Origin of the sequence: Nakamurella antarctica (assembly GCF_003860405.1) — a bacterium.
GTDB lineage: Bacteria > Actinomycetota > Actinomycetes > Mycobacteriales > Nakamurellaceae > Nakamurella > Nakamurella antarctica.
In genome coordinates, this window is record NZ_CP034170.1 from 534,867 (window position 1) to 560,254 (window position 25,388).

The 25,388-nt window shown below is 59.4% G+C and carries 27 protein-coding genes, 4 tRNA genes and 2 pseudogenes; 22 read left to right on the forward strand and 11 right to left on the reverse strand.

All coding sequences use genetic code 11. The annotated features are described in order from the left end of the window. Positions 1–26: 26 nt before the first annotated feature. Positions 27–1,133 carry a bifunctional diaminohydroxyphosphoribosylaminopyrimidine deaminase/5-amino-6-(5-phosphoribosylamino)uracil reductase RibD gene (gene ribD, locus EH165_RS02335; RefSeq protein WP_124797854.1) on the reverse strand — a complete coding sequence of 369 codons (1,107 nt, stop codon included), beginning with the start codon at positions 1,131–1,133 and terminating at the stop codon, positions 27–29. Positions 1,134–1,279: 146 nt separating this feature from the next. Between ribD and EH165_RS02340 the strand changes: the two genes are divergently transcribed. Then, positions 1,280–2,497 carry an MBL fold metallo-hydrolase gene (locus EH165_RS02340; protein ID WP_239020667.1) on the forward strand — a complete coding sequence of 406 codons (1,218 nt, stop codon included), beginning with the start codon at positions 1,280–1,282 and terminating at the stop codon, positions 2,495–2,497. Positions 2,498–2,518: 21 nt separating this feature from the next. Here EH165_RS02340 and EH165_RS02345 read toward each other — a convergent pair whose 3' ends face one another. The 3 genes from EH165_RS02345 to EH165_RS02355 form a co-directional block, all read right to left on the reverse strand. After that, positions 2,519–3,118, reverse strand: coding sequence for an NADPH-dependent FMN reductase (locus EH165_RS02345; RefSeq protein WP_124797856.1), 600 nt, complete (start codon positions 3,116–3,118; stop codon positions 2,519–2,521). Between the two features lie 288 nt (positions 3,119–3,406). After that, positions 3,407–3,479, reverse strand: a tRNA-Lys gene (locus EH165_RS02350). Positions 3,480–3,588: 109 nt separating this feature from the next. Beyond that, positions 3,589–4,236: a TetR/AcrR family transcriptional regulator gene (locus EH165_RS02355; protein ID WP_124797857.1), complete on the reverse strand. Its 648-nt coding sequence runs from the start codon at positions 4,234–4,236 to the stop codon at positions 3,589–3,591. A gap of 101 nt (positions 4,237–4,337) precedes the next feature. Here EH165_RS02355 and EH165_RS02360 point away from each other — a divergent pair, with 101 nt between their 5' ends. From EH165_RS02360 to EH165_RS02385, 6 genes are all read left to right on the forward strand, one after another. Continuing rightward, positions 4,338–5,441 (forward strand): ABC-2 transporter permease, encoded by a 1,104-nt coding sequence (locus EH165_RS02360; RefSeq protein ID WP_124797858.1) that lies wholly within the window; start codon positions 4,338–4,340, stop codon positions 5,439–5,441. A gap of 175 nt (positions 5,442–5,616) precedes the next feature. Beyond that, complete coding sequence (locus EH165_RS02365) at positions 5,617–6,225, forward strand: MarR family winged helix-turn-helix transcriptional regulator (protein ID WP_206426062.1); 609 nt, start codon at positions 5,617–5,619, stop codon at positions 6,223–6,225. Continuing rightward, positions 6,222–7,988 (forward strand): MDR family MFS transporter, encoded by a 1,767-nt coding sequence (locus tag EH165_RS02370; RefSeq protein WP_124797859.1) that lies wholly within the window; start codon positions 6,222–6,224, stop codon positions 7,986–7,988. Before EH165_RS02365 ends, EH165_RS02370 begins: the two co-directional genes overlap by 4 nt. A 188-nt stretch (positions 7,989–8,176) precedes the next feature. After that, positions 8,177–8,249 (forward strand) — tRNA-Glu (locus tag EH165_RS02375). Between the two features lie 73 nt (positions 8,250–8,322). Continuing rightward, a tRNA-Asp gene (locus EH165_RS02380) sits at positions 8,323–8,399 on the forward strand. Between the two features lie 44 nt (positions 8,400–8,443). Then, positions 8,444–8,517, forward strand: a tRNA-Phe gene (locus EH165_RS02385). A 45-nt stretch (positions 8,518–8,562) separates the two neighbouring features. Here the strand turns inward: EH165_RS02385 and EH165_RS16735 are convergent. Beyond that, positions 8,563–8,820: pseudogene (locus EH165_RS16735) on the reverse strand (helix-turn-helix domain-containing protein); the annotation flags it as partial. A 90-nt stretch (positions 8,821–8,910) separates the two neighbouring features. Between EH165_RS16735 and EH165_RS02395 the strand changes: the two are divergent. The 4 genes and pseudogenes from EH165_RS02395 to EH165_RS02410 all read left to right on the forward strand — a co-directional run. Further along, positions 8,911–9,210 (forward strand): hypothetical protein, encoded by a 300-nt coding sequence (locus EH165_RS02395; protein ID WP_124797860.1) that lies wholly within the window; start codon positions 8,911–8,913, stop codon positions 9,208–9,210. Next, positions 9,207–10,163, forward strand: a complete 957-nt coding sequence (locus tag EH165_RS02400; RefSeq protein WP_124797861.1) for a hypothetical protein — start codon at positions 9,207–9,209, stop codon at positions 10,161–10,163. The genes EH165_RS02395 and EH165_RS02400 overlap by 4 nt, the downstream gene beginning before the upstream one ends. Then, complete coding sequence (locus EH165_RS02405; RefSeq protein ID WP_164479087.1) at positions 10,160–11,293, forward strand: hypothetical protein; 1,134 nt, start codon at positions 10,160–10,162, stop codon at positions 11,291–11,293. Before EH165_RS02400 ends, EH165_RS02405 begins: the two co-directional genes overlap by 4 nt. 10 nt (positions 11,294–11,303) lie before the next feature. Beyond that, positions 11,304–11,618, forward strand: a pseudogene (locus tag EH165_RS02410) (transposase); the annotation flags it as partial. A gap of 22 nt (positions 11,619–11,640) precedes the next feature. Here EH165_RS02410 and EH165_RS02415 read toward each other — a convergent pair. Continuing rightward, on the reverse strand, positions 11,641–12,372 hold the full coding sequence (locus tag EH165_RS02415) for a hypothetical protein (protein WP_124797863.1): 732 nt from the start codon (positions 12,370–12,372) through the stop codon (positions 11,641–11,643). An 864-nt stretch (positions 12,373–13,236) separates the two neighbouring features. Beyond that, entirely contained in the window at positions 13,237–13,419 is a 183-nt protein-coding gene (locus EH165_RS02420) for a helix-turn-helix domain-containing protein (RefSeq protein ID WP_124797864.1), read from the reverse strand. 368 nt (positions 13,420–13,787) lie between these two features. Here EH165_RS02420 and EH165_RS02425 point away from each other — a divergent pair, with 368 nt between their 5' ends. The 7 genes from EH165_RS02425 (at position 13,788) to EH165_RS02455 (ending at position 18,968) form a co-directional block, all read left to right on the forward strand. Continuing rightward, positions 13,788–14,009, forward strand: coding sequence for a hypothetical protein (locus EH165_RS02425; RefSeq protein ID WP_124797865.1), 222 nt, complete (start codon positions 13,788–13,790; stop codon positions 14,007–14,009). Next, a complete protein-coding gene (locus EH165_RS16740; RefSeq protein WP_124797866.1) occupies positions 13,994–14,596 on the forward strand; it encodes an RNA polymerase sigma factor in 603 nt (200 codons plus the stop codon). The genes EH165_RS02425 and EH165_RS16740 overlap by 16 nt, the downstream gene beginning before the upstream one ends. Before the next feature lie 836 nt (positions 14,597–15,432). Next, positions 15,433–16,173, forward strand: a complete 741-nt coding sequence (locus EH165_RS02435; RefSeq protein WP_124797867.1) for an ATP-binding cassette domain-containing protein — start codon at positions 15,433–15,435, stop codon at positions 16,171–16,173. Continuing rightward, entirely contained in the window at positions 16,170–17,411 is a 1,242-nt protein-coding gene (locus tag EH165_RS02440) for a DUF7224 domain-containing protein (protein ID WP_124797868.1), read from the forward strand. The genes EH165_RS02435 and EH165_RS02440 overlap by 4 nt, the downstream gene beginning before the upstream one ends. Next, on the forward strand, positions 17,408–17,989 hold the full coding sequence (locus EH165_RS02445; protein ID WP_124797869.1) for a hypothetical protein: 582 nt from the start codon (positions 17,408–17,410) through the stop codon (positions 17,987–17,989). The genes EH165_RS02440 and EH165_RS02445 overlap by 4 nt, the downstream gene beginning before the upstream one ends. Positions 17,990–18,065: 76 nt before the next feature. Further along, complete coding sequence (locus EH165_RS02450; RefSeq protein WP_124797870.1) at positions 18,066–18,260, forward strand: hypothetical protein; 195 nt, start codon at positions 18,066–18,068, stop codon at positions 18,258–18,260. A 174-nt stretch (positions 18,261–18,434) separates the two neighbouring features. Next, positions 18,435–18,968, forward strand: a complete 534-nt coding sequence (locus tag EH165_RS02455; RefSeq protein WP_124797871.1) for an AAA family ATPase — start codon at positions 18,435–18,437, stop codon at positions 18,966–18,968. A 536-nt stretch (positions 18,969–19,504) separates the two neighbouring features. On the opposite strand, the gene EH165_RS02460 is transcribed toward EH165_RS02455, so the two are convergent. Next, on the reverse strand, positions 19,505–19,699 hold the full coding sequence (locus EH165_RS02460; RefSeq protein WP_124797872.1) for a hypothetical protein: 195 nt from the start codon (positions 19,697–19,699) through the stop codon (positions 19,505–19,507). 30 nt (positions 19,700–19,729) lie between these two features. Between EH165_RS02460 and EH165_RS02465 the strand changes: the two genes are divergently transcribed. Beyond that, on the forward strand, positions 19,730–20,284 hold the full coding sequence (locus EH165_RS02465) for a hypothetical protein (protein WP_124797873.1): 555 nt from the start codon (positions 19,730–19,732) through the stop codon (positions 20,282–20,284). A 22-nt stretch (positions 20,285–20,306) separates the two neighbouring features. Here the strand turns inward: EH165_RS02465 and EH165_RS02470 are convergent, their stop codons facing one another. Continuing rightward, positions 20,307–21,035 (reverse strand): HipA domain-containing protein, encoded by a 729-nt coding sequence (locus EH165_RS02470; RefSeq protein ID WP_164479089.1) that lies wholly within the window; start codon positions 21,033–21,035, stop codon positions 20,307–20,309. A 36-nt stretch (positions 21,036–21,071) separates the two neighbouring features. Then, complete coding sequence (locus EH165_RS02480) at positions 21,072–21,569, reverse strand: HipA N-terminal domain-containing protein (RefSeq protein ID WP_164479090.1); 498 nt, start codon at positions 21,567–21,569, stop codon at positions 21,072–21,074. A 77-nt stretch (positions 21,570–21,646) separates the two neighbouring features. Here EH165_RS02480 and EH165_RS02485 point away from each other — a divergent pair, with 77 nt between their 5' ends. From EH165_RS02485 to EH165_RS02495, 3 genes are all read left to right on the forward strand, one after another. Beyond that, positions 21,647–22,204 carry a hypothetical protein gene (locus tag EH165_RS02485; protein WP_124797876.1) on the forward strand — a complete coding sequence of 186 codons (558 nt, stop codon included), beginning with the start codon at positions 21,647–21,649 and terminating at the stop codon, positions 22,202–22,204. 312 nt (positions 22,205–22,516) lie between these two features. Further along, complete coding sequence (locus EH165_RS02490; protein ID WP_124797877.1) at positions 22,517–23,140, forward strand: DUF6088 family protein; 624 nt, start codon at positions 22,517–22,519, stop codon at positions 23,138–23,140. Beyond that, positions 23,137–24,135, forward strand: coding sequence for a nucleotidyl transferase AbiEii/AbiGii toxin family protein (locus tag EH165_RS02495; RefSeq protein ID WP_124797878.1), 999 nt, complete (start codon positions 23,137–23,139; stop codon positions 24,133–24,135). Before EH165_RS02490 ends, EH165_RS02495 begins: the two co-directional genes overlap by 4 nt. Positions 24,136–25,083: 948 nt before the next feature. Here the strand turns inward: EH165_RS02495 and EH165_RS02500 are convergent. Then, positions 25,084–25,386, reverse strand: coding sequence for a hypothetical protein (locus tag EH165_RS02500; RefSeq protein ID WP_124797879.1), 303 nt, complete (start codon positions 25,384–25,386; stop codon positions 25,084–25,086). Between the last annotated feature and the right edge of the window lie 2 nt (positions 25,387–25,388).

Below are 25,388 nucleotides of genomic sequence, written 5' to 3' on the forward strand. Positions count from 1 at the left end.
TTGAAAGTTCATATACTTTAGGCCTCTCAGTCTCGGCGAACCGTGTAGCGCAGCCGGACGTCTGCGTCGAATGTGGTGACGTCGCGAAGTTCTAAGCGGTGCCCCTGCGCGAGGGTGTTCACGGAGCCGCCGTCAATAGCATTCTTGCCGGCGCCGAGAGCGAGAGGCGCGATGTAGAAGATGATCTCGTCCATGAGCCCCGCATCGAGCATGGCCGCGGCGAGCCGGGGTCCGCCTTCGAGGAGCACGTGGCGGCGGCCGAATCCGTAAAGCTTGGCCATCAGCAATGGCAGGCTCAGCCGGCCGTCCGATCCGGCACCCACGTCTGCGGTGGTGGCGACCCAAGTGGGCGCTTCATCACCCAAAATCTTTGCGCTTGCGGGTGTTTGTCCTAGTGAGTCCGCGATAACCCGCAGCGGCTGACGCATCGCCAAGCTGCCATCTGGGTGGCGGACGGTGAGCATTGGGTCGTCAGCAAGGACTGTCCCGACACCGACCAACATCGTGTCCACCTCGGAGCGCAGGCGATGGACATCGCCTCGGGACGCGGGCGAGGTGATCCATTTGCTGGTGCCGTCGACTGCGGCGACTCGGCCGTCGACTGTGGTTCCCGCCTTGAAGCTGACGTATGGGCGCTGGGTGGCTAGAACACCGAGCCAGACTCGATTGACATCGCTTGCTTCTTTTTCCTGTACCCCTGTAACGACTTCCACACCCGCTTTTTGCAGCGTGGCGACTCCGCCGACCGCAGCCGGGTTTGGGTCGAGGACTGCGATCACCACTCGCGCCACGCCCGCGTTGATCAGTGCCAGCGAACAAGGCCCCGTGCGGCCCTGGTGGTTACACGGCTCGAGAGTGACGACGGCAGTCGCTCCGCGGGCGCGTTCGCCTGCCTGATTCAACGCATTCACCTCGGCATGGGCGCCGCCCGCCTGCTGGTGCCACCCTTCGCCAATGACGGCGCCGTGCTGATCGAGCAGTACGCATCCGACAACTGGGTTAGGCAGCACTGTTCCCGCGCCGCGCGCAGCCAATTCCACGGCCCGACTCATAGCAGCGATTTCGGTGGCGGAAGCGGCGGCCGCAGGAGAGGCGGTGCTGATGTTTCCGGTGCGGATCTGTCCAGAGCTCATGTCCCTAGTGTGCAGTAAACGCATCGCGCTGCTGTAGCCAGCCAGACGCTGCCGCCGTACAGGCGTATTCCGAGAGGATGTCTCGGGGAGACGACTGGATCACCTACTCTGCCAGGGCAAAAGTGTGGCCTGAGTACGCTAACAACGTGACTCACCAGGCGCTATGGCGACAAATATCCCGGCTTGCAGCTACCGGCGCTGCCACTGCGAGCGCCATTGCGGCCGCCTCGTGGATCGTTCCCGCTGTTCGCGGGGTGCGTCCAGCCCTGGGTGCCACCTCGAGGGAGGTCAGGGCCGACTTGGCACAGCGCTCCGGCGCCGTCCCTGCCACTGGATCTGCCAACACTCATCCGAGTAACCGCAAACCCAACGGGAAGTTCCGCAACGCGCTGCCGCCTTCGGAGATAGCTGAAGGTGCCAAGCGGGATGCTGTCGGCGACGTGTTGACGAAGCGTTCAGCAGGGCGCCCCGACCGACCGGTGCCGCTGGCCCACGATGATTTCCCTGATGCAGCAGCACCTTTGGCACTCACCTGGCTAGGCCATGCCAGTGCCGTGGTGGAGATCGACGGTTTCTTCGTTTTGGTAGATCCAGTGTGGAGCGATCGCGTTTCGCCGTCGAACACCGTCGGTCCACAGCGACTGCATGCGGCGCCCACGCCCTTGGCGTCGCTCCCGCAGGTCGATGCAATCGTGATCTCGCACGACCACTATGACCATCTTGATAAGGCCACGGTGATCGCATTAGTCGATCAGCATCAGGCTCCATTCATCGTCCCGCTCGGGATTGGGGCGCATCTGCGCCGCTGGGGAGTGCCGTCGGTGGTGATCGTGGAGTTGGATTGGAATCGCGAGCACGTGATTAGTCGCTCCGATGGCGCGGAGCTACGTGTGGTGTGTACGGAGGCTCGGCATTTTTCTGGACGCGGACTGACGCAGGACGACACCCTCTGGGCGTCGTGGGCATTGATCGGCCCCGAACACCGGGTGTTCTTCGGCGGCGACACCGGTCCCACCCCGGGGTTTTCGGCCATCGGCCGCGATTATGGCCCGTTCGATCTGGCCCTGCTCCCGATCGGGGCTTACAACCCGTTGTGGCCCGATATTCACCTCAACCCGGAGGAAGCTGTAGCCACCCACCTGCAAGTGATGGCGAAGGTGTTGCTGCCGATCCATTGGGCGACTTTCAATTTGGCTTTCCACCCGTGGGTCGAGCCAGTGCGAAGGCTCATTGCGGCGGCCGAAGTGCATGAAGTTCCGCTGGTGATCCCGCGACCAGGCCAACGAGTGGTGCTCCCGGGGAATGACGGGGACGGCTTCCCACCGTTAGAGCCTTGGTGGGAAGCCGCAGTCGGTTCCGATTAGAGATTGCGGACTGGGCAGGCGTTACTGTGCTGCGCCAGCCACGACGAGATCGTCTGCGATGCGGGCAGTTTTGAGTGCGTTGCCCCACCACAGCAGGTCTGCCAGCATCGCATCAACGCCAGCCTCTAGGTGCGTTAACTCGGACAGCTGCCCACCGTGCTTCCACACCTTGAAGAAGTCGGCGCCCTGAATGAGGACGGCGGCGTTGATCGGAACCATTTGGAAGGCAACTGCGACGAGGCGCAGTGCTTCGATGGACCTGGCTGCTCCCACTGATCCGTAGCCAACGAATGCTGCTGGCTTTCGGTTCCACTCCTTGTACGAGTAGTCCAAGGCGTTTTTCAGCACGGCCGTCGGTCCGTGGTTGTATTCCGGGGTGAGGAAAATGTAGCCGTCAAATTCGGCAATCTTGCGCTGCCAGTTCTGCGCCATTTCGTTGGTGCTGGTCACGAAGTTGCTGGAGGCGACCTCGTCGAAAAACGGCATCGGGTAGTCACGCAGGTCGACAATCTCAAGATCGATGTCGTCGCGCTGGGCAACGATATCGCTGAGCCATGCCACGGGGGTGTCGGCGAAGCGAGCGGCGCGAGTGCTGCTGACGATCAGGGCAATTTTGAGCATGTAATGACCTCATCTAGGGGGTCGAGAATCGTCGACCATTTCAGGGTGATGAGCGGAGAATACGTCCGCTATGATGTTGAACGTTCAACATGATCGTATACATTCCGGTCACGGAGGGGCCTGCCCGCAACGGAATTTTCTGGCGATATTTTTCACACTGTGGGCAGTGGCTGGACGCGTGTAAGTGGAAAGATTCGGGGTCCGGATCCCGGAAACGCCCTCGCAAAATTACTGCTTGTTGGCCTCGCGCGCCACCGTAATTCCCGGAGAATAGGGGTGAGACGTGGGTGGGCCCCGTGGGACTCGAACCCACAACCCGCGGATTAAAAGTCCGCTGCTCTGCCAATTGAGCTAGAAGCCCCGACTCGTTGCCAAGTCAGTCGATGCGAGTTGAGCTTACCGGTTGCGGGCACCGTGTGTGGACACTCAGGCTTCGGAGCACGAGGTCCTGTGGCGCAGCGCAGTAAGAGCTATGCGCGGAGCTGTTCGGCGGCGTCAGCCAGGATCCTTGTGATCAGCGTCGTTCGTGCGCGCGGGAGGCGCTGATCGGCGGGTTCAAGCAGCTCCTGAAAGTACATCCCGTCCTGAACAGCGACAATTGCTCGGCCGAGAGCTTCGAGTTGCGGCGCCGATACCCGCCGAACTCCGAGGCCGACTCGCAATATCGGGGCGAGGGCGCTTCGGAGGTCGCGTCGATGGGCGGCCAAGGCGAGCGCGACCGGGGGATTGCGCAGTGCGTGCGCGAAGAATTCGAGGTTCAGCAGGTGAGATTGCCTGCTGACGGTCAGGGTGCTGAGCACGCGGTCGACCACCGTGGAAATGGGCGGATCGGTGCCGAGCTCGGCGACAGCATTGCTGACGGCAGAGCCTGCTGCCTGGACCAACTGCTCGGCTCGCTCGACGTACAGAGCGAAAAACAACTCGTCGAGGCTGACAAAATTCGAATAGAAGGCGCCGCGGGTGTATCCCGCGTGCTCGCACACGTCCTCCACAGTTGCCCGGCCAAAACCATGTTCGGCAAATATCGTCGCTGCCGAAGCAATGAGTCGTGCTCGCGTCTCACCCCTGCGTTTGGTGACCCTGGCGGGTGGCGACGGATGCGGCGCGTCGATGGCCATGTAGCCCTCCCCGGTTCTCATCGCAATCAAATACGTTTATGTATTAGATACGATAACGTATTAGATAAAAGCAAGAGAGCCAAACCCAACAGAGGAACGAAATGACCCCCACGACGTCCGGCGGCCGCCACGCCACACCGGAGCAATCCCTTGCACCTCAGGGAGTGTGGGCTGAGTTCAAGGACGCCGTTGCGCTTCGCACCGTCGGGCTGATTCTGGGGGTCCTGTTGTTGCAGTTGGCCTTCGTCCTCTCCTACGTCGGCGCGTTTCACGCTCCGACGCCGCACCGGATTCCCGTAGGTGTAGTCGCTGCGTCGGCATCCTCGGCGGGCCAATCGGCTGCGACGCAGACGGCAGCCGGGCTGAATGCCCTGCCCGCGTATCCGATTGACGCACGAGTGGTGGCTGACGAAGGCTCGGCACGCAGCCTTATTGAGCGGGGCGATCTCTCCGCGGCGTTGGTCATTAACGGCACGAGTACTCAGGACACTCTGCTTGTTGCCTCCGGTGGGGGAGCCTCGGTGGTCTCAGCTGTAACCGAAGTGTTCACCGAGGTGGCGAGCGGTCAGGGTAGAACGTTGGTGGCGCAGGATATTGTCCCGCTCCAAAGCGGGGACGGTCGCGGGCTCACGGGCTTTTACCTGGTGATCGGCTGGATTGTCGGTGGCTACCTGGTGGCCGCGCTGCTCGGCGTGGCGGCGGGTTCGCGGCCCGCCAATCCGAGGCGAGCCTATTTCCGCTTGGCGGCAATCGTGCCCTATTCGATTCTTTCCGGCTTGGGTGGAGCGCTCATTGTGGATCAGGTTCTTGGTGCGTTGACCGGGCATTTCATGGCGCTCTGGTGGATCGGGGCGTTGCTGGTGGCGGCCGCGGCAACGGTGACCATGGCGTTCCAAGTGCTGTTTGGCGTGATCGGAATCGGCCTCACGGTCCTGGTCTTCGTCATACTTGGAAACCCCTCTGCTGGCGGCGCTTATCAGGCGCCGCTCCTACCGGCGTTCTGGCGTTCGCTGAGTAGCGCATTGCCCAACGGCGCTGGGACCGACGCGGTGCGGCGGATCGTTTACCTTGGCAGCAATGGCATTTCGAGCCACCTGTTGGTGATCGCCGCATATGTGGTCATCGGCGCGGTGGTTGCTGCGGGTGCCTCGCACCTTCATCACCGGCGTGGAGCCGCCCCGGCCTCACCGCTTCAAGCGCCCTGAGGAAGGTTCTCAGTATCTCCGCGCCTGCCCGGCCAGCTGCCCGGCCGGGCGGTCTTTGTGTGATCTGAGCAATACCGGTTGCGGATCGTCACAAGTTCGTGCATCATTGCGGACGGCAACTAGTTGCATGATGCATGCATATTACTTTCGCTTTACTTGAGAGGCGGTGTTAACGGTGACCACCACGCAGGACCACCGAACCCTGGTAGACGTCATAGGTGCTTCGCATGCTGGTTTGACGCCTGCAGTCGTGGACTTCCTCGCCGAAATCGACGCCACCGACCAAACCGACCGCGACTACGCCACGGACCTCTGCAGTCAGGTCGTGGATTTGGTCAAGACCATCAACGTCACCAAGGCCAAGGCCCTGAACGCGCAAGACTCGGACCACTCCGACTACGTGCTGCTCGTAACCCTCGTGAAAGAGGGTCCGCGCAGGGCCAGTGATTTGGCTGGGCACGCGTGCGTCGATCCGTCGACAGTGTCGCGTCAAGTCGCCTCATTGGTGAAGGCCGGATGGGTGGAGCGTCAGGCGGACCCGGATGACGGGCGCGCCTCAATTTTGGTGCCGACAGCAGCAGGGGCAGCCCGGGTGGAGAACAACATCCGGCTGCGCGGAATGGTGATGGCGCCCGTCATTTCAGGATGGTCCCACGCCGAACGCGACACTTTTGCCCGACTCCTCAGCGAATTCATCGACGGAGTGACCGGCAATTTCGACATTGTTAAAGAAACCGTGGCCCTGCTCGTTGAGTCAGGTCACACAGCAGGGAGAAACGAATGAAGGCAACAACTCCAGACGTGGCGGCATCGCCGACAGGTCTGACACACAAGCAGATTCTGACGATACTTGGCGGGCTGCTGGCGGGCGTTCTGCTCGCAGCGCTCGATCAGACCATCGTCGCCACGTCCATCCGCACCATTGCTGATGATCTGGGCAATCTCTCGGGCCAGGCCTGGGCAACCACCGCCTACCTCATCACCTCCACCATCACGACCCCGCTGTACGGCAAGTTGTCGGACATCTACGGTCGGCGCCCGTTGTTCCTGGCCGCCATCAGCATCTTCGTGCTGGGTTCAATCGCGAGTGGTTTCGCCACTTCCATGGATCAACTCGCAGTCTTCCGTGGGGTCCAAGGTGTGGGCGCCGGCGGGCTGATGTCGCTCGCCTTGGCGATCCTCGCCGACATTGTTTCCCCACGCGAGCGAGCCCGCTACCAGGGCTACTTCCTGGCGGTCTTCGGCACGTCTTCGGTACTGGGCCCGATTGTCGGTGGCTTCTTCGCTGGCGCCAACTCCATCTTCGGTATCACCGGATGGCGCTGGGTCTTCCTCATCAACGTCCCGATCGGGATCATCGCGCTCGTGGTCGTGATGAAGGTCCTGCACATTCCGCATACCCGTCGCAATCACCGCATCGACTGGTACGGCGCCGCAGCACTGGTGATCGGAATGGTGCCACTTCTGCTGGTTGCCGAAGAAGGTAACAAGTGGGGCTGGACCTCGGTCGCCACGCTGTCGATGATCGCCCTCGGAATCGCCGGAATCGCCGCATTCGTCGTCATCGAAATGAAGATGGGCGATGACGCGCTGATCCCTACGCGTTTGTTTAAGAACGGCAGCTTCAGCCTTGCCCTGGTGATCAACCTGGCAATTGGCCTCGCGATGTTCGGCGCGCTGGCGTGTCTGCCGCTGTACCTACAGCTAGTAAAGGGCGCGACGCCGACTGAGTCGGGTCTGTGGCTCCTCCCGTTGATGCTCGGACTGATGGGCGGCTCCCTCGGTTCTGGTATCGCCACCTCCAAGACCGGCCGGTACAAGATCTTCCCGCTGGCCGGAACAGCAATCTTGGTCGGCGCCTTCGCGCTCATCTTGACGCTGACCCCGACCACCCCGTTCCCGATGCTCGCGCTGATGTTCTTCCTCGTCGGTCTCGGCCTTGGCCTGAACATGCAGACCATGGTGATGGCCGTGCAGAACGTCGTTCCTGCAAGGGATATCGGGGTTGCCACCTCGTCGGCCACATTCTTCCGTGGCACTGGCGGAACCATCGGTACCGCTGTATTCCTATCGCTGTTGTTCAACGGTTTGCCGGAAAACGTGGCCACCAAGGTGGCTGCTGCGTCGAAGACCCCTGAGTTCCAGGCCGCGCTGGCAGCCTCGGGTGAAACGCCGGCCGAGTATGGGGCAAAGCTCGCGAACTTGGGTAACGATTCCCAGTTCCTGAACACCCTGGATCCCACCCTCGCCCAGCCGATCAAGGACGGGTTTGTGCAGTCCACCCACATCGTTTACATCCTTGCCGGATGCGTGGCTGTGCTGGCCTTCCTGCTTGTACTGAAGATGAAAGAAGTTCCGCTGCGCACCAAGTCCGCGCTGCAGGAACGGCAAGAAGAGGAAGCAGCCTCCGCTGCAGAAGCTGCCGCTGGCGCTGTGGCGCTCGGTGGCGAGCTGGCCATGGACAACTCAGACGCCGTTGCCGAATCCGACAGGGTGCGCGCTGGCTCTGTAGGTGTCATGACAAAGTTGGATAAGAACGAGCTTTAGCGTTCCCACGCCCAAGCTGCCCCTGTGCCGAGGTCTGGTGCGGGGGCAGCTTTGATTTCACAGTGAATTAGACGGTCCTCACCTGCACCGATGGTACTGATTTGAGAACTGGTGCCCCCCTGCCATATAGTTGCAAAGCTGCCAACGAAGTGCGTGTTGGGGGCGGATTTAAAGATGCAGATCGCCCAGCCCCCATCGTCTAGTGGCCTAGGACGTCGCCCTTTCACGGCGGTAACACGGGTTCGAATCCCGTTGGGGGTACGCAGTAAAGTAGTGCAGCGGATCGGTAGTACAGCAGTGTTTGGTAGTTCAGCAGTGTTTGGTAGTACAGCAAGGCCCTGTAGCGCAGTTGGTTAGCGCGCCGCCCTGTCACGGCGGAGGTCGCGGGTTCGAGTCCCGTCAGGGTCGCCAAACAGGGGCCGGGTTCAGGTAACTGAACCCGGCCTCTTGTTTGAGGCCAGGTAGCTCAGTCGGTACGAGCGTCCGCCTGAAAAGTGGAAGGTCGCCGGTTCGATCCCGGCCCTGGCCACACATTCCCCCGAACGGCTCCGGCCGCGCGGGGGTTTTGTGTATCCGGACTGCTTGCGAATCTGCCCCCAAGGCCGTCAAACAAGTCGGTCACTGGAACCTGGAGCACCTGAGACAGGGCAGCGACCTCCCTTGCTTTCCACGGAGCTTCGCCTGAGAGCTTCCTATAGAACTGCGCGACGCTCACCCCAATCTCGCGTGCGACGCTTTCGCGCTTGCCGCCGCGGCCCGCGATGAGCGCATTTACAGCTGCCGATATCAGGGCGTCGGTTTCGTCAAAATCGATCTCGTATGCGCTGGTCATCGCTCGATTATGAGGGTCAAATACTCATTTAGCCAGTTTGACGCGCGTTTGTGTTTGTTTTTTCGTGAAAACAAGAACATCATGACTTTCATGAGAAGAAACAGAACGGCGAAGTACTTACTCGCTGACCTCCTTCTGGAGCGCGAAGGCGGCCTTCTGCGATTTGTCGCAGCGCGTCGAGTCCGGATACGGCCCGTCAGCTGGAGCGCGATCGCTACAGAAATTGAGAGCAAGTCGGGCGGCCGAATCAAGTTCACGGGCCAGTCCCTGCAATCGTGGTTCACCGATGCCGACCTGCAAGGCGGGATTGAAGCGACGAACGAACCGGCTTTGTTACAGCCCGGTGGAGAATTGGCCGCCGCCGCCGAATCTGCGCGGGTCGCGTCATGACAACTCTGGAAACGGCAGGACCCCGCGCGCTGTCTACTTGGAGGCAGGAAGCTCGCGGGGTCCTTGTCGGATATCAGCACGAAGCTGATTCGGCTACTACACCGTCCCACGGAACAAGCCTGTGGGGCATCGTCCCGTCGGGTGACACGCTCATGGACCTTTTGGAGCGGGTGCGTTCGCACCATCGTGGTTGGGATAGCGCCGCTGGCGTCGAGGTACTTGCTTTAGTGCGTTCTCGTGTCCGTCGTGCCGAAACCCAGTGGATACACACGGCAGGCGATTTGGGTGAGGCTTCGGTTTCCGAGGTCTGGGAGGAGCTAGACCGCTGGGTGCGGTCCGGTGCGGATACTGACCCCGGCCCGATTCTGACCGCTCAGGCTAGGAAGAAAACAGCTGCGCACGCGGCTGCGGCGCAGACAGGCATGGGGTCGTCTCGAACCAAGGGGCTGGTGGCTCTCGCGAAGGAACGGGCGATCATGCTCACCGAACTTTCTGCCGCTGACCAACTCTGCGAGCGTGACCTGACACCTACTGAGCACCTGGGTTGTCCCCTTTGGATGCAGACAGTGACCTTGATGCTGACAAAAGCGGGTTGGAATTGGCCAATTTTGCCCGATGATGCGCTCATCGCCGCAGTGGAGCAGGCCGTTTACGGCCACCGACGCGCTCGGTCATCCCTTGTTCGTCACGGGACTGGGTTGCCAGCGGGTGTGTGGTCGGCGCTGGAACTTCTGGTGGATGGATCCGCGCCGTCGTGCCGAATCCAGACAGCTTGGGTGCCGCCAATTCAGACTTTCGCGATTGCCGGGGTGGACGCGGTGAGTTCGTGCCGCGAGGTTCGGCGTTTGGTCGCTGCCGCTGTGGCTGGTGCGCCCTCGCGAACGGGCAAGGACTGGCGCAAACCAGTCGTGGGCAGTGTTTCTTCTTCGACTGATCAGGGGGTCGCATCATGACCATTCAATCCATGTCCAGCACGCCGGGCGATCCGATCCTGCGGGTCGCCGCGCAACTGGAATACCCGGACGGCACTACTCGAACGATCACCGCCAGTAGCGAGCGGCAGGCCGCTTTGGCCGAGAAAGTTGAGGGCAGTGCGTTCACATTGGCTGAGGCCGCACAATTGACCGGCCGTATTCAGCAGGGAATGGACCACGTACAGGCCCTCGTGGTCGAGGGCTTCACGGGTCGCATCTGGATCGCCCTCGGGTTGGGAACGTGGGATGCATGGGCCGACAAGTTCTTCGGGAACCGCCCCATGCTGGCGTTCTCCCGCGAGGAACGCCCCGCCCTGGTGTCCACCTTGAGCCAGGCCGGACTATCGACCCGCGCAATCGGAGCCGCGATTGGCACGGACCAGAGAACTGTGCGTAGAGACCTCGATTCAACTGCGGCAAATGCCGCAGTTGACACCACTGGTCACGGCGTTGAGGCACGTGACAAGATCGCAGGCACTAACGGGAAGGACTACAACCGGCCCACACCGAAACCTAAACCAGAATTCCCGCAGTGCCAGGTGTGTGGGGAGTTAAACGAACGTTGCCACGGCGGTTCCACCTGCACCCAGTGGCAGGACTACTTGGATAACAAGCGGAAGACTGTTCCCCCTGGCCCTCCGATGCCGCCGTTACCGCGCAATGCGCCGCATGTCCCGAATGTGCTGGGACACAACACGATCTATTCCAACGGCAAGGGACTGAGTAGCACTGCTGATTTCGAGGAAGACGTGCTGGAGCCCGATGAGGAATCTGAACCGCTCGCGGATGCGGTCTCGTGCTCATCGTTGTCGGCTCAAGAAGCTGATGACGCCGAGATTATCGCTGAGGGCCGTTCACGCTTTCAAACCACACTGAAGCGCTTACAAGCGGTCCTCACCGACGGACTCGGCGTGACGCTCCAGTTATCCAGGGACATTCAGGTCCTCGCTGATGAAGCGACGGTATCGGGCATGTTTCCCCTCGACGCTGACCTGATGCAAGGGCTCCAGGATCGACGCGAAGAGCTGGCCCTTTTTAACGCTGAACTGCCAGTGGCCCTATGCCGCTTGGACGCAGCACAGCTTCAAGGCCAGGGGGGCAACGGATGACCGGCAGTGACTTTCCCACGACCTGGAGATTCGCACCATGATCTGCTCCACTAACGCCATCGAATCGCTCAACGCACGGTACCGGCGCGCAGTCCGAGCAAGGGGTCATTTCCCGACCGAGCAAGCCGCCTTAAAGTGCCTATACCTCGTCACCCGTAGTCTCGATCCCACCGGACGCGGCCGCACCCGATGGACCATCAGGTGGAAACCCGCGTTCAACGCATTCGCGATCACCTTCGCCGACCGCTGGCCAGCACCAGAAACCTACTCACCAAAAATGCTGGAAACACCGTTAACGAGACAGTCCCACCGATATGGTTCATGAAGCTAATGTGCAGCAGTTGGTACTAAGAATTAGGCTGCTTACTTTTGGCCGCTCGATTCAGTGCGACCGCTTCGTCGAGCGTTCGGTATGGTCCCTCCCAGATGAAGGCTGTAGCCGGGATCTTCACGCCTGTTGACACTTCCGTCCACTCATATCCTGGGGGGCTGTTTTCGTCGCCGTAGCGAGAATGGATTAGGTACCCGGTCTTTGCGTCGATGACATAGATGGGGCCGGGCCGACGGTCGTGAGAGCTTCGTGGCAAGGTGTACTCCCAAGCAGCTCGGCCGTTGACATCCGTTGCACGGATGGGACCGAGAGGCTGTAGAGGTCCTCCTTGTCCGATGTGGTCGGGGCGTGGGGGCAGCCCAAAGTAGCTTGGTCTACTGGATTGTGGTTTACAAACGCTGCGAATGGCAGTGAGTTCCTTTTCGTCTATGAAGGCAAAATCTGTTTTCTCGTGGTGAAACTGCCACCGGAACTGACCGTCAGAAACATCCATTGGTCGTCCATCTAGATGTTCGTGACGAAACTTCTCCCCCTGACGCCACATGTTGGAGCGGTCTTCTATAAGTTTGCTCGCCGGTTGGTCTGCCGCGTTCTCCGAATCAGCATTCGGTCCGTAGATCAATGAGTTGGGATCTGGATAGAGGTAGCGGACAGTGACGCTTCCGAAGAAGGTCTGATGAGATTCCTCGATCTTGGGAGCGAGCAGTAGGTCGAGCTCTCGGACCGTCAATGTTTGTGATGTTGTCAATTTCACTCCGGTAGTTGCGACAGGATCCACAGGCGGTGCGAATTAAGATACAGGCCTGGAATTCATAGGTGGTTGACCGAACGCGTCATGACTTCAGGCTGGCTAGATCAAGTTCTTGCATCAAGTCCACTGATTCGTTGCTCTGCCGTTGGTATACGCCGTCACAATCGAGTTGGCTAGTGGAGGTCGACCAGGAAGATACACCACTTCGGCTATAATCCCTCCGACCTCTAATTGGCGCTTTCGATTAGGTGAGTTGGCGGGCAGATCTTCTCCGTACTTAACTACGTCTGCAATACAGAGAAGCGCAACTCTGCGTTCGTGGGTAATCGATCCCGACTAGACGACCTTGAATTCATGTGCTGATTGTGGTCATGATCAGGCTCTGAATTCCTCTGTTGAGGAGTCTCCAGACCCACCGGGGATCCAAATCGGGAAGTTGCAGCGAGCTAGGACTACGGTGGTGACATTTTCGGAGAGCAGGTGCTTGTCCAGGGGCGATAGAATGCTTCCAACCACGCTTTTCGTGTAGCCCACTGGTGTTCGGCAAGCTGCGGGCCTCCACGTCCTCCGGATTAGTGGTGGTGGGCCTTTGCCTTACCTACCAATTGTTTTGGTTTGGAACGCGGAGGCGTTCATTGGCCAAAGGCGCGTGAGCGCTCACCCAGCGCGGTGTCGATTTGGAGGGTAGGCCGTAGGCGGGAAAGTCGGCCCGGATGGGTGGGTGCGGAAGCGGCGACGCCGATAGCCTGGAGTGGGCCAAACCAAATAATTGACTGGGTTGCTGTGTGCCGCAGGCACTTCGGATGAAACTAGATTTGGCAGTGCTGCCGGCCTTTTCGGCAGTGTGGTGATGGAGCCGCTTTACCGGTTGTTGGCTGTCGGTGCGTCGAGATGGCGGTAGATGGTGGGTCGGGTGACGCCGAACTCGACGGCGATCTGAGCGACGGTGTATTTGTCGCGGCCGGTCTCATCGGCTTCTTCGTACATCTGGCGCGGCAGCCGCACCGGCGAGAGCGTGCAACGGGATGATTTGGTTTCCATCATTGACACCAACACCGTCCAACTGCTCCAAGAACATTCGTCGGGCTGGCTCAGCACCTACGAGAGCCAAGGCCCAGCCACGTCAGCCCCTACAGCCACCAGACGCTAAATGGTCAGCAGCAATTGATACTGCGGCCGATCGGTTTGGGGTTTACTTCGTTGCCGGAGATATTGCTCGATTGCGACCGCGGGCAGCCGTCGCGGTATTTGGAGACCCTAGAAACATGATGCGTATGCTCCTGCCCACATCGAAGGTGATCCTGCGCAGCTGCGTCAGAACCTAAGGCAGGCAGGGCAGATGGGAGATGCGTGACGGTGTCTCGCGGACTGGTCGGACTTGAATACAGCTGCATGTTGGGTGGCCTTCGGAAGTGACATCTCGACGATCGCCTCGGCTAATCCGGGTCGCAGCGATGGGGCAGCGATGGGGCAGCGATTGGGTATTGGACATCGGATATGCCTTAGAGGGCAAGATGTCATCACGGGTAGTGCTCCGCCAGGTAAGTCCCACTCGATTGATGCCGAACTTTCGCCTGGAATACCGCAACGCTGATGAAGTAGCGGCCATTGACTTGATATGGACCACGGTGTGACCGACGACAGACACTTGCTAGCCGAGTTGCAGGCGGGCAGAACCTTGGCATTTCATGAGCTTTACGACCGCCACTCATCGCGAGTGTTTACGCACTGCTACAGGCGAACGTTGTCCCGTTCGGATGCCGAAGATCTAACAGCCGAAGTCTTTGCGGTGGCGTGGCGTAGGCGAGAAGATTTGAGGATATACAACGGATCTGGGCTCTTGCCCTGGCTCCTGGTGACGGCCAACAACGCGCTCCGGCACCAGAACCGGTCGGCCGCGAGAGCCCGCAGGTTATGGGCGAAGTTGCCGCCGCCTATGCACGTCGGGGACATTGCAGACGAAGTCGCTGCCCTCGCAGGCGACAGTCACGACTTAAAGGTTCTACATGAAATTCTGGCGCATCTCCGCAGAGCTGACCGTGAGGTAATCCAACTTTGCGTATTGGAAGGTCTGCCTCCGACTGTGGTGGCGGAGGCTACTGGTCAACTTCCCGCAACTGTTCGCTCGAGGCTAGCCCGAGCTTTAGCACGAACCCGCAAAGCATATGAACGCGTGGAGTCTGAACCTCCACGTGCCCTCCAGATACAGGCAAGGAACTAAACCAATGGACCCTCGATTTGATCGTTTCGCGCACGGGTTGGCTCAGTACCAAGTTAGCGAGAAAGCCTCCGCCCAACATCGTAATATGCTCACCCAGCTCACCACAGTAGGTGTGCATGCTCGAAGGGAGCAGCCTAAGACGCGTCGTCGAAGTCTCACCTTCGTGTTAGCTAGCGTTAGCGTCATTGCTGCGGGAACGGGGACAGCAGCAGCGTTGGGTGTATTCACGTCTGCGCCCCCTACTGATAGAAACACCGGAAGCTGTTTCGCTACCGCGGACCTGACCGACCCGGGTAATCACACCAATTTCGCTTTAGGCCTCGAACCCGGCACCGACCCTTCGACCGCGGATGCCGCGCTGCATGCAATCGAGGTTTGCAGCGGAGGCTGGCAACAAGGGCGATTCAGTTCAATCGAACCGAAGGTGATTGATCCGCGTCCGTCGCCTTGGGACTACCCCGTGCCTGACCTGGTTGCTTGTGTTTTGCGCGACGGGACCGTAGGGGTGTTTCCGGGGAAGGCTGATGTCTGCCTGAAGCTAGAACTTGCGAACGCTTTAGTGTGATGTAAATCACACTTGGAAACTTTGAGATCGTTGGCTTCGTGATACCCGAAGGTGGCTATTTGGAAAGATATTTCGGTATTCTCCGACTCCCGCTAGGGTGGTGTGACGCACAACCAATACTCGTGTTTTGGTCCGGGGTGGTGGGGTTTCAACGTCGGGCGAACGAGTGCCGGATCCTTCTACGTAAGGGTTGAAGAGACGAACCTCAGCGCCACATTAAGGCCACTGGCGCCAACATCGTCTGGTAGAGCTCTGTGAGGAACCTTTGTCTGTGCTTGCATTCGAAAATGTCACGTTTGGTTATCGGCGCCGTAGTCCTGTGCTGGCTGGTGTCTCTGTAGATCTTGGTCCGGGGGTCACAGTGTTGCTTGGGCCGAACGGTGCGGGCAAGTCAACTTTGCTGTCGTTGGGATCGGGCGCGGTCTGCCCTCGAAGCGGCAAAATTAAGGTCGGGACCTTGGATTCCACTGTAAGAGGCGACCGCGCCCGGTTCCGCGCGAAGGTTGGTTGGGTGCCTCAGCAGTTGGACGTAATTCCATCCTTCACGGTGCGGGAGCAGACTGCATTGGCGGCGTGGCTCAAGGGGGCTACCCGCTCCGAGAGTTGGGTAGAGGCGGAGGCGGCAATTGCCAAAGTGGGCCTGACTGCCAAGTTGAATCGGAAGGCGTCGAGTCTTTCCGGGGGACAGCTGAGGCGGATGGGTATCGCAGAGGGGCTGGCACACAGAGCCGAAGTTCTGCTGCTGGACGAACCAACAGCTGGGCTGGATGCGGCACAACGATCCGTATTTCGTGAGCTCATCTTGAACCTGCGGGAGTCCTCCACGATCGTGATTGCCACCCATCAGACGGAGGATCTCGCTGTCCTGGCTGATCGAGTGATCGTCATGGAAAACGGCAGGTTTGTCTTCGATGACATTTCCACTAAGTTCCTTAGCCTTGCGGGGGCCGATGCGGGCAACGCCAATGCTGCAGAGTTGGCGTACCGGACGCTCACAGAGGCTGAGGAATGAGTCCTAGGTTCTCCGGGTGGTTTCTAGTCATTAGACGCAACTGCATCAAGGTCGGAGCGGGAATTGCTCTGCTGTTTGCGGTCCTGGCTGTTCTGGTGATTGTGGACCCCGGTACCTACAACGTCTATGCGACTGCTGGCACCGGAGCCGCATCGTTCACGATCAACATACTAGGCCCCATCGCTGCGGCATGCGGGGCGTACGAGGCTCACCGTCTACAATGTGCGCGCCTGCTTCTGACGGTCCGCGTACGGTCGAGGGCAGTCGTGGTGCTGTGGCAGTTAGGTCCGATCGTGGTTGGCATGTTCCTCGTCTTTTTGATCTGCACACAACTTGTAGGTGTGTTGTCGGATTTAGGGTTCTATATACCGGATGTGGCCGTGGCATTGTCGGCTCTCGCTGGGTTGGTCATCTACACCGGGATAGGTGCAATCCTGGGCGCCGTGCTAGTTCCGGCCATCGCGGTTCCGGCGGCCTTGGTGGGTGTCTATCTATGGCTGGCGTTCAGCCCGACGTCCGAACTGCTGTGGTTGCGTCACCTGACCGGCGTGTCGTTCGACTGCTGTGTGAATGAATTCGAACTAGACGGAGCCGTCCTAGCGGCCACCGTGCTCCTAGCGGCTGCCACAGTCTTTGCTGCCTGCACTGTTGTGGGTGGACGGTTCGCCCCTAAAGGTCTGGTGTCTGCTGTAGTAGCCGTAATCGCTGCGCTGCTCGTGGCAGTCCAATTGGTGGACCATCTGGGTCCCGCTCCTGTTGCTCCGAGGTCAACGGCGATGGTGTGCGCGGGGGAGCATCCTCGGGTATGTCTGTGGCCAGAGCATGCAGCTGAGATCGACGCCACAGTGCTTATGGCAACGGCCATCTCGTATGAGTTTAAGGAGGCTGGCATACAACTTCCCGCCACCGCGAGCGAGGCGATAGCGGATCCGGAAACTACGTGGCCGTTCGCGGTCCATCCCCTGGACATGAGCGAGAGTGCGCTACGGCGGCGGCTCGTGATGGGGCTGATCCCGGCCGATACCTGCGCGGGCGTGAGAGGACTGACAACGCCAGACATCACGCTCATGGCGTGGGTCATGTTGAAGGCGGGCATGAGCCGGGAGGACCTCGATTCCAACCCGATGGTGGATCAGCTGGTTGCCGATCAGCTCAAGATCATCGACGCCATGTCACCTACTGAACGCGGCGACTGGTGGCGCACGGCCCGGAGTGCACCACAGACCTGCGTCCAATGAGTACCTGGTTTCGCGCCCGGCAGATCGTGTGGGCAACTGTTCTGTGCGTTCTTACCCCGGTGCTAATAATGCTGACCGCTGGTGCCGATCTACCGCTTCCATTCAAACCACCACTGGCCATTCCAGTCAGAGTCGCGCCGCAGGTAGCCATCATGGTCGCCTTCGGGTGCGGTCTGATCATCGCCAGCCGTCGACGTGCTGAAGCGGTCGCGAGTCGTCCCGTTCATATGTTGGAGCTGATGACAGTTGTCGGTCTGGCCGGCCTTACGGCGGCCACTTGTGCCGCGCTCGAGGCCTTCGCACTGTCTCCGTTCGGATACGCCGCTGCCCGAGATGCAATCGGGTTTACGGGTCTGCTCCTCATCGGCGCCAGGTTCAATTCTCGACTAGCGACGGTTGTGCCGGCCTCTGTCGCTGTATTCATGGTACTTTTCGCGCGATCCCTCGATAGCGAACCTGAACGGTGGGCTTGGTCGGTTGCTGATGCCCAAAACTGCATCTCCTGGTGGTGGGCAACTGGATTCTTCGTAGTGGGCATCGCCACGCACGCCCTATCCTCTACGAGACTGCTGAATTAGTGGCTTTTCAGGGTCGCCTTCGGGCTGTGGCAGGGAGCTGGCGTGTCGGTTGGGACGCAGAGATATTTTGCTGCGTATGACAGACGACCAGCCGGTCGTCGGCGTTACCCGCGCTGGTGACCGCCTCAACGTCGAGGATGCTCTGACCCAACGGTCTCGTAACGCATGGGCGGCTAGGCACTTTACCCTCCAAGGTTCCGCCCTGGGGGTGGACGGTTATAGGCGGGTGGGTTCTAAGAACGAAATTATGACCGCACTTAGAAAGGCGTAGTACCTCATATCAATGTGCCCGCGAAAAAAATGCGGATGACCGCTGTCAGTTCGTCGATGATCATTGTCCGGTCAGGGATCCGCAATCGGGCATCTCCGGCAACTGGTGCGCGCGCGGCGAGGTCGATCCCGGGAGACTACCGCCTGATAGACCCGGCGGACTTAAAGTTCTCGTATGACGGAACGAGGTGGGCGGTGGGCGTCGCTTTTGATCACCGGCACGGTTGGCGTGGGCAAGACGACCGTCGCGGAGGCGGTCGGCGATTTGCTGGCCGTTCGGAATGTGCCGCATGCAATGGTGGATCTTGATCAGCTGAGCCGGTACTGGCCGCCGCCGGACGGTGACAGGTTCAACTACGCGACGTTGTTACGCAATCTTGAATCAGTGGCGGCGAATTATCGAGCCGCGGGGGCGTTGTGTCTGGTCTTGGCCGGCGTGATCGAGCAGCGATCTGAACTTCAGGACTACGAGCGAGCTCTGGGCTGCCCTATCAGCATTGTTCGGCTCCGGGCCGATCCCCTTGTCCTGGCCGACCGCCTTCGCGACCGACACCGCAACGACGCTGATGGACTGGCGTGGCACCTTGCCAGGGCGCCAGAGCTGACCGCAGTCCTGGATCTGGCTGACGTCATGGACGCCGAGGTGGACACGACCGGACGGCTGATCCCCGAAGTCGCGGCCGACGTCCTGGCATCAGTCGGTTGGTAGTAAGACCCCACGGCCGCCGATGCACGACGACGTGAAAAGAATTTCGCCGAACGTTTGAATTGTCTTTGAATGGGACGAAGACAACTTCGTAAAGGAAGATCTTTGCGCCTGGCCGCCCGGTCGCCCGGTCGCCTGGACCCGGGGTCCGCATCACCGCGCACCTGTTCGTAACATGGACCTATCAGGTCGGCGAACTCATTGAGCAGCACCCAGAGGCACAATCTCATGGTCCGCCGGCCAGCAGGACCGGCGCACACGGGAGGCCGGCCAGCGCCGCAGCCTCCGGCTGTTCCGCTTTGTCCCCGTCGACGTTCCCTTAGGGTTTGGGTCATCCTGCTGATCTGATCTGTTCTAGTCTTGCGCGGATGACGCGGCATCAAAGGACCGGCCATGAAGGTGCTGCTGTTCCAAACGTCCAGCAATGATTGACCACGACAAGGACTTCAGCATTGTCCGCGTCGAATCAGTGCTGTCGCCGTTCCGGATGACGATGGGTAACCGGGCACTGAAGTTGCAGCCAATTGGTCATTGAAGGGCTAGCGGTATTCCTGCCATACCGAGCAACTGGATTCATCGTTCCACGCAACCGGTGTGACAGTGCCCTGGCGCCAGTCTTCCTTGAGGATGGCGTAGCCGACGGCATCGTAGATTTTGGAACCATCTTGTGCTGGCCATGACGCTCGGTAGTGGGCCTCTTTGACGCACCGACAGCGCAGCAGTGTGCGACGCATTGCCACATTGTCCGAACGTGCGGCGAGGATTTGGCGATTAATGTTTTCAGCGCGGGCGAGGTGAATGCCACTATGCGCCGGGATGAGAATGGTGTCTGCCATTTCGCGGTGACCGGCTTAGACAAATTCACTGACACGGAAATTTTCGACGTGCTGCCCAGCATCTTTGAAACAATGCAACATCGCTTGAGAATTTTCGGTGGCAGCCGGGAACCCGAATCAGAGGCCGATCCGGCGACGGAATACACCGACCTGCCGACCGGCTGGATTCCCATTATGGAAGATTTAGTGGAAACTCTCTGTTTATTTTCACCGGAAATTCCTGTCCCAGCTGTGAAAGAGAAATCTGGCGAACTTCGCGTCACACGACCCGTTTTCGAGCCTGACCCCCGCGAACCGGACGAACAAATTTTTGATGCGATCGTGGAAATGGCCGGACTTGCAGCCAACCGAACCTGCCAGATCTGCGGCCTGCCGGGCAAAATGACCAGAGTAAGCGGGGGGATTGTGTGGAAAGTGGCCTGCCCTGCTCACGAAGGAAACGAATCAGGTCGCGGGTATCCGAGTCAAAGTGACGTGGTCTAGGTGAGTAACTTCCAGAAAACCCCTAACGCGGAGAGACGCCGCCTGCAGGGTCACTTCTTAGCAGGGAAGCGCACCGCTGTCTGACGACTGAAAGCACAGCCGGGGATCCGTCGACTTCACTGGCAGCTGCCTGCAGATTCGAAATCGTCTCCGAAACGAGGCCCATGGAGACCTGCGTATTCAAATTTCCCCACGATGACACCTCTACAGCAATATCAGCTGCAGTCACGGAGTTGATATTCTGCACGCCATTTACAAATTGGCCCATTCGTGCGGACGCACTCAGTGAGACACCCCGCTCAGAAATGTTGCCCAGCGCCACCGTAGATAGGAGGTCGTACCCGGGCGCCAATTTGATCAAACCGTCTGGATAGTGCAGCAACGAAAGGTTTTTCGCATGTGCATCGGAATTACCGAGCACGATATTGCAGACGACCCGCCGAGCCAAATCAATCGCGTCGTCAACAGACGAATATTTCTGCAAGATTGCTGCCACTTGCCTCAGCGACGGGCCCTGCTGAAACTCATATTTTGCCATCGGAGGAGCCCCGGTCGCCTGGCAAAAATCCTCCTGATGGATCCGACCTATAACCCCGTCGGTATGAGTGCGGTCGTACCGGGCCACAGCGAGCGTCAAACGGTCACCAAGACGAAGCAGGTGGCGCTCAACAACCGAGATACCGGCGCCTGCTGCAACGGCTAAGCAGCTGAATTCGTTCGCGGCGTATTCGACATGCCTATCCGGCTTCAAAATCCACGTTGATGCAGCCCCGCCAACCGGGATAGATCACCCGGTTTGATCACGATGGACCATGAGCTTCGGCTGAAAGCCAGCCAGTGTCGAGCGATAAGCGCCGTGAGAGAAATCAAACGCGGCCGAATCAGTGCCATCAAGAAGGGCGGCCAGTTCCGCATCAGAAACCGGCAGGTATGCGGGCTCACCATCATCTAGTGCTTCACCTGCCGGGGCCACTCGGATTGCGCCCGCCAAGTCAGCCCCGAAGTGCCCCACAAGTGCAAAAGTGTCCTCGGCGTGAACCCGCGCACCTAAAGCCATTGAAGCTTTAGTCGGACCGTCTGGAAGGAGATTTTCTAAGAAATCCAGAGCAACCTGATTTCTGCCAGATACATCTACCCCGACGGGTAGAGAGGCGGAAAGAATACGACTTCTATCCGGCCACCGGTCAGCGCCGTCCCGCCACGTCAACATAATGTTGTAGCGTCCTGACCTGTATAAATCCGCAATCCTGGTCCCGTACAGCCACAGTCCAAGAATGTTACTCATCGCAAACGAAGCTACAGTCCATAGAGACAATTCCATCTCGGTGTAGTCAGCGCTGCGTGGCGACGGAGGAGTATCTGGTGCCTGAAATTATGACCGACGCCCTTCGAGATGCCATGGCTCAGCTGAGCTTGGATCAGGAGCGCGTAACCGCGATCCTGGTCGAGGTGGCGAATCAAGCCAGAGCAGCGAAAGACCATCCGGCGGCAAGCGATGCACTGGCTCGCATGGGCGCCACGCTCGGTGTTGAGCTGGACATCCCGAGCAATGGCAAAATGGATCACGATCGAGCAGTCCAAATTGTGCAGGTTCACACCGGCTTCCCGCTATCTGAAGTAGCGATGAGAAATGAGCTCACCGTCAGCGATCTGCTTCAGATGTGCGCCGCACAGCAGCTTCTCTCATACCGGGTGGACGACACCTTTCGGATGCCCCGATTCCAGTTCGACGACTACGGTGTGCTCCTTCCGGGGATCCGGGAGCTGATCAAGACTCTGCCGGACACGATCAATCCGATGGCATTGTCCAACTTCCTCATCGAGCCCCGTCCGGAATTGGGGTATCTCACTCCGCGTCAGTGGCTGCTGAATGGATCCGACACCGAAATTTTGGTACGCATCGTCGGTGTGCTTCTGTGAGTGACTAGCTAGATCAGCCCGCCCCGGTTTCGGTCAAGTTCCCGTTGAGAGGTTGAGTGTTGATCATCGGCCCCATCGGGGTCTCAGCATCACTGAGTTCGCTGCCAAAACTTTGCGCCCGCCACTACCAGACCCCATGGAACTGGTGGATCGTGACTGGGCTGTCGGGGTTCACCCGGTGTCAGGGTGGGGTGGGGCTGGCCGCAAAATACTCCAGGTTGGGGGGCACTTTGGGTGACACTGGTCCTGAACTGCGGCAACAAACCCGAGGGGTGTTTGCAAAGTGTCACGTTCTCTGTAGACTTTCATGACATGAGCACCTTGACTGGAACCCGCCGAAGCTGGCTGGATAGCTTTCCAGCCGGTTCGTTTGTGCACGTCCAAGATGTTCCAGGCTCATCGGATGCTGCTCGTGCCGCCCTGTCCCGGGCGGCCAAGCGCGGATCAATCGTTCAGATACGACGAGGCTTGTACTACCGAGGTGAAATGACCCGCTACGGGATGACTCATCCAACCGAAGTGGAAATTGTTCACGAGGTCGTCGGGACTACCGGTGTCGGGCCAGCCGGGTACGCCGCCGCCCGAGCCCTGGGTGTCACCACTCAGGTTCCCGCAAAGCTGGAGTACTCGGCGGTGGGACCGCTTCCGGAAAACCTACCTGGCGTCATCTTGTACAGCCGTTCCAATCGGGCCAGGCTTAGGCTCAACGAGCCAGAGATCGCGCTGCTTGAAGTCCTTCGGTCCTGGAAGACCCTCGTCGAGGGTGGCTGGAAAGCACTGGTGGATGCAGTTCGCCGGTTGACCAGCCGAGGAAAGCTTCGGATCGACAAGGTGCAAAGTGCCGTCCGAAGTGAGCACAATTCTGCGATCAGAGAAGCCTTCACGAGGCTGATCGAGTCGCTTCAGACTGGTACTCCTGCCGCGAGCGTTGGATGATCCGACGACCTTCGCTGGTCCGGAGCGGCAAGCCGCTCGGGGAACTCGTCGCCGCAGCAGCCCGACATCTGTCAATCCCGGCGGCCTACGTCGAGAAGGACTTCTGGGCGATGGAGGTACTGCGGTCGGTGTCGACTCCCAGAACGGTGACGCTGAACGATAAAGTGACCCCGGTCCAGATCATCTTTAAGGGCGGAACAAGCCTGAGCCGGGCCTTCAAGATCACCGAACGCTTCTCGGAAGACATCGACATAATCGCGGTGTTCGACCCGTCCGTCGGCGCAGGTACTCGCAACACAGCTTTGAAAGGCATCTGCAACGACGCCCAAGCACACCTCGGGCTGCCAGAGAGCAAGAGAATCCTGGTTGAGTCGACGACGGGTTTCAAACGAAACGTTCGGTTCAGTTACCCGCGCACGAGTCAAAGTGCTGGGGAAACCGAGTCTGTTCTGCTAGAAATGGGTACCCGGGGTGGTCCTACTCCCTCCGAAATGCGAATGGTCCAGTCACTTCTTGCCGAGTATGCGATCGGGATTGCCGGTGAATCATCCGATGCCTGGGATGAGTTCGTTCCATTCGAAGTCACTGTCCTGGCACCCGAGCGAACGCTGCTGGAAAAGATGTCAAGGCTCCATGCCGGTGCGGTCCAGTTCCTCAAAAACGGTGATGACGAAATCCTTCGCGGATCAGGCCGTCACCTATATGACGTTTGTCTTGTGCTCCAGCACGAACGAACTTTGTCCTCATTGAGAACCTTGGGTGAAGCCGGTGTGAGCGACCTTTGTGCCGATATTGACAGCCGTAGCGAGAAAGCTGGCTGGCCTTACGAGCCCAGGCCAGCCGCCGGATTCGGCAGTAGTCCACTGCTGATTGACCCCTCGTGTGCGCAGCCGCTTCGGATTGGCTATGAAACTGCTCGCGCGCTGATCCACGGGCGAAGACCATCCTTCGAAGAATGCTTGGACACCATTAGCAGAAATAGCAGTTTGCTCTAGTGAAGCTTCTGAGTATGCCGACAAATGAGGCGGCTCTCCTGCTTCAGGTCTCCCAGTGTCAGGGGCAATAGTATTTGCGCGCTGGGACTCGGCCGAATTTTGGGCGTCTTGGGTGACACTTTGGGTGACACCTTTGCGATTCTGGCGGGTTCAGGGCTACTTTAAGCTTATGAAACCGCAGGTCAGTACGGTATGGAATGATATAACACCCCTACACGCATGCCTGAAAAGTGGAAGGTCGCCGGTTCGATCCCGGCCCTGGCCACACATTCCCCCGATCAGCATCAGCTGAGCGGGGGTTTTGTGTATTTGAAGCACTCGCAAATCGGCCTCCGAGGCCGTCACACTGCCTGCTCAGCTGGAGAAGTTGCTGGACATTATTGAGCCGCGCTCCAATGAGCTGTGGGAGCTTTCAGCCCTGGGGTATGAGGCTCGGTGGTGGTGTTACATGGGTTCCTCCGCCACTGAGCACGCTTTCGAAATCAGCCGCGCTTTGATGGGCCAGCTCCTCACTGTTCCGGGAGAACTGATCGCTGATTTCTACGACGACGAGCCAGAAGGCTGAGCAAGGCCCACTTCTTGTCATCTTCGCCGCACTCGTTGACGTCACGCTTAACCGGGCGGCAATAGCTGGGAATACTGATCTGGTGGATAACGCAGATTCGACGGATAAGACGCGGAGCGAGACTCTAGCTGACCGGAGATACCTTCGAAGGGAGGCTAAGCCGCTCCCCAAAGCTGAGGATGGAACCGAGTCACTTCGACACGCCGATCGCGGCTCCACAGCCGTAAAGGAACTCTTGCCACGCCGGTCTCGTCAATGGCCAGCGCAGACTCTGTATTCAGGCCAAGGAATTTATAAAGATTACAAATGAATCAAAGGGTATTTCGACGCGGAATCCTTTCCAGACGTCAGTGGGAAGGTCCGGCAGCGTGGGCGTCAGCACGTCACTGCGCGACAGACGCGCGGCCAGCGTTTCGCTTACGCCACAGCTCGGGCATTGCCAACGCCGCTACCACTACCACGGCCATTGCGACGCGCTCAATCGAGAAGAACGCGCCCGGCACCATCATCATCACTGCCACCAAAGCGCCCGGGATGGGACGCGAATAGGAACGGGAGGATTCAGCAGTAGAGATTTGACCGAAACGCCAAGCTAGACAGGCGAATCCGATAAATTGCACCGCCGAGGCGATGACCCGCAGGTCGGTCGTACCTGGAATCGCCAGTCCAGCAAACACGATGAGCACGA

Bases quoted from the DNA above. Each gene is read 5' to 3' on its own strand.
- ribD (WP_124797854.1), bottom strand. From the start codon at position 1,133: ATGAGCTCTGGACAGATCCGCACCGGAAACATCAGCACCGCCTCTCCT.
- EH165_RS02345 (WP_124797856.1), bottom strand. From the start codon at position 3,118: ATGCTCAAAATTGCCCTGATCGTCAGCAGCACTCGCGCCGCTCGCTTC.
- EH165_RS02355 (WP_124797857.1), bottom strand. From the start codon at position 4,236: ATGGCCATCGACGCGCCGCATCCGTCGCCACCCGCCAGGGTCACCAAA.
- EH165_RS02360 (WP_124797858.1), top strand. From the start codon at position 4,338: ATGACCCCCACGACGTCCGGCGGCCGCCACGCCACACCGGAGCAATCC.
- EH165_RS02370 (WP_124797859.1), top strand. From the start codon at position 6,222: ATGAAGGCAACAACTCCAGACGTGGCGGCATCGCCGACAGGTCTGACA.
- EH165_RS02395 (WP_124797860.1), top strand. From the start codon at position 8,911: ATGAGAAGAAACAGAACGGCGAAGTACTTACTCGCTGACCTCCTTCTG.
- EH165_RS02400 (WP_124797861.1), top strand. From the start codon at position 9,207: ATGACAACTCTGGAAACGGCAGGACCCCGCGCGCTGTCTACTTGGAGG.
- EH165_RS02405 (WP_164479087.1), top strand. From the start codon at position 10,160: ATGACCATTCAATCCATGTCCAGCACGCCGGGCGATCCGATCCTGCGG.
- EH165_RS02420 (WP_124797864.1), bottom strand. From the start codon at position 13,419: ATGATGGAAACCAAATCATCCCGTTGCACGCTCTCGCCGGTGCGGCTG.
- EH165_RS16740 (WP_124797866.1), top strand. From the start codon at position 13,994: ATGGACCACGGTGTGACCGACGACAGACACTTGCTAGCCGAGTTGCAG.
- EH165_RS02440 (WP_124797868.1), top strand. From the start codon at position 16,170: ATGAGTCCTAGGTTCTCCGGGTGGTTTCTAGTCATTAGACGCAACTGC.
- EH165_RS02445 (WP_124797869.1), top strand. From the start codon at position 17,408: ATGAGTACCTGGTTTCGCGCCCGGCAGATCGTGTGGGCAACTGTTCTG.
- EH165_RS02450 (WP_124797870.1), top strand. From the start codon at position 18,066: ATGACAGACGACCAGCCGGTCGTCGGCGTTACCCGCGCTGGTGACCGC.
- EH165_RS02455 (WP_124797871.1), top strand. From the start codon at position 18,435: ATGACGGAACGAGGTGGGCGGTGGGCGTCGCTTTTGATCACCGGCACG.
- EH165_RS02460 (WP_124797872.1), bottom strand. From the start codon at position 19,699: ATGCGTCGCACACTGCTGCGCTGTCGGTGCGTCAAAGAGGCCCACTAC.
- EH165_RS02480 (WP_164479090.1), bottom strand. From the start codon at position 21,569: ATGAGTAACATTCTTGGACTGTGGCTGTACGGGACCAGGATTGCGGAT.
- EH165_RS02490 (WP_124797877.1), top strand. From the start codon at position 22,517: ATGAGCACCTTGACTGGAACCCGCCGAAGCTGGCTGGATAGCTTTCCA.
- EH165_RS02495 (WP_124797878.1), top strand. From the start codon at position 23,137: ATGATCCGACGACCTTCGCTGGTCCGGAGCGGCAAGCCGCTCGGGGAA.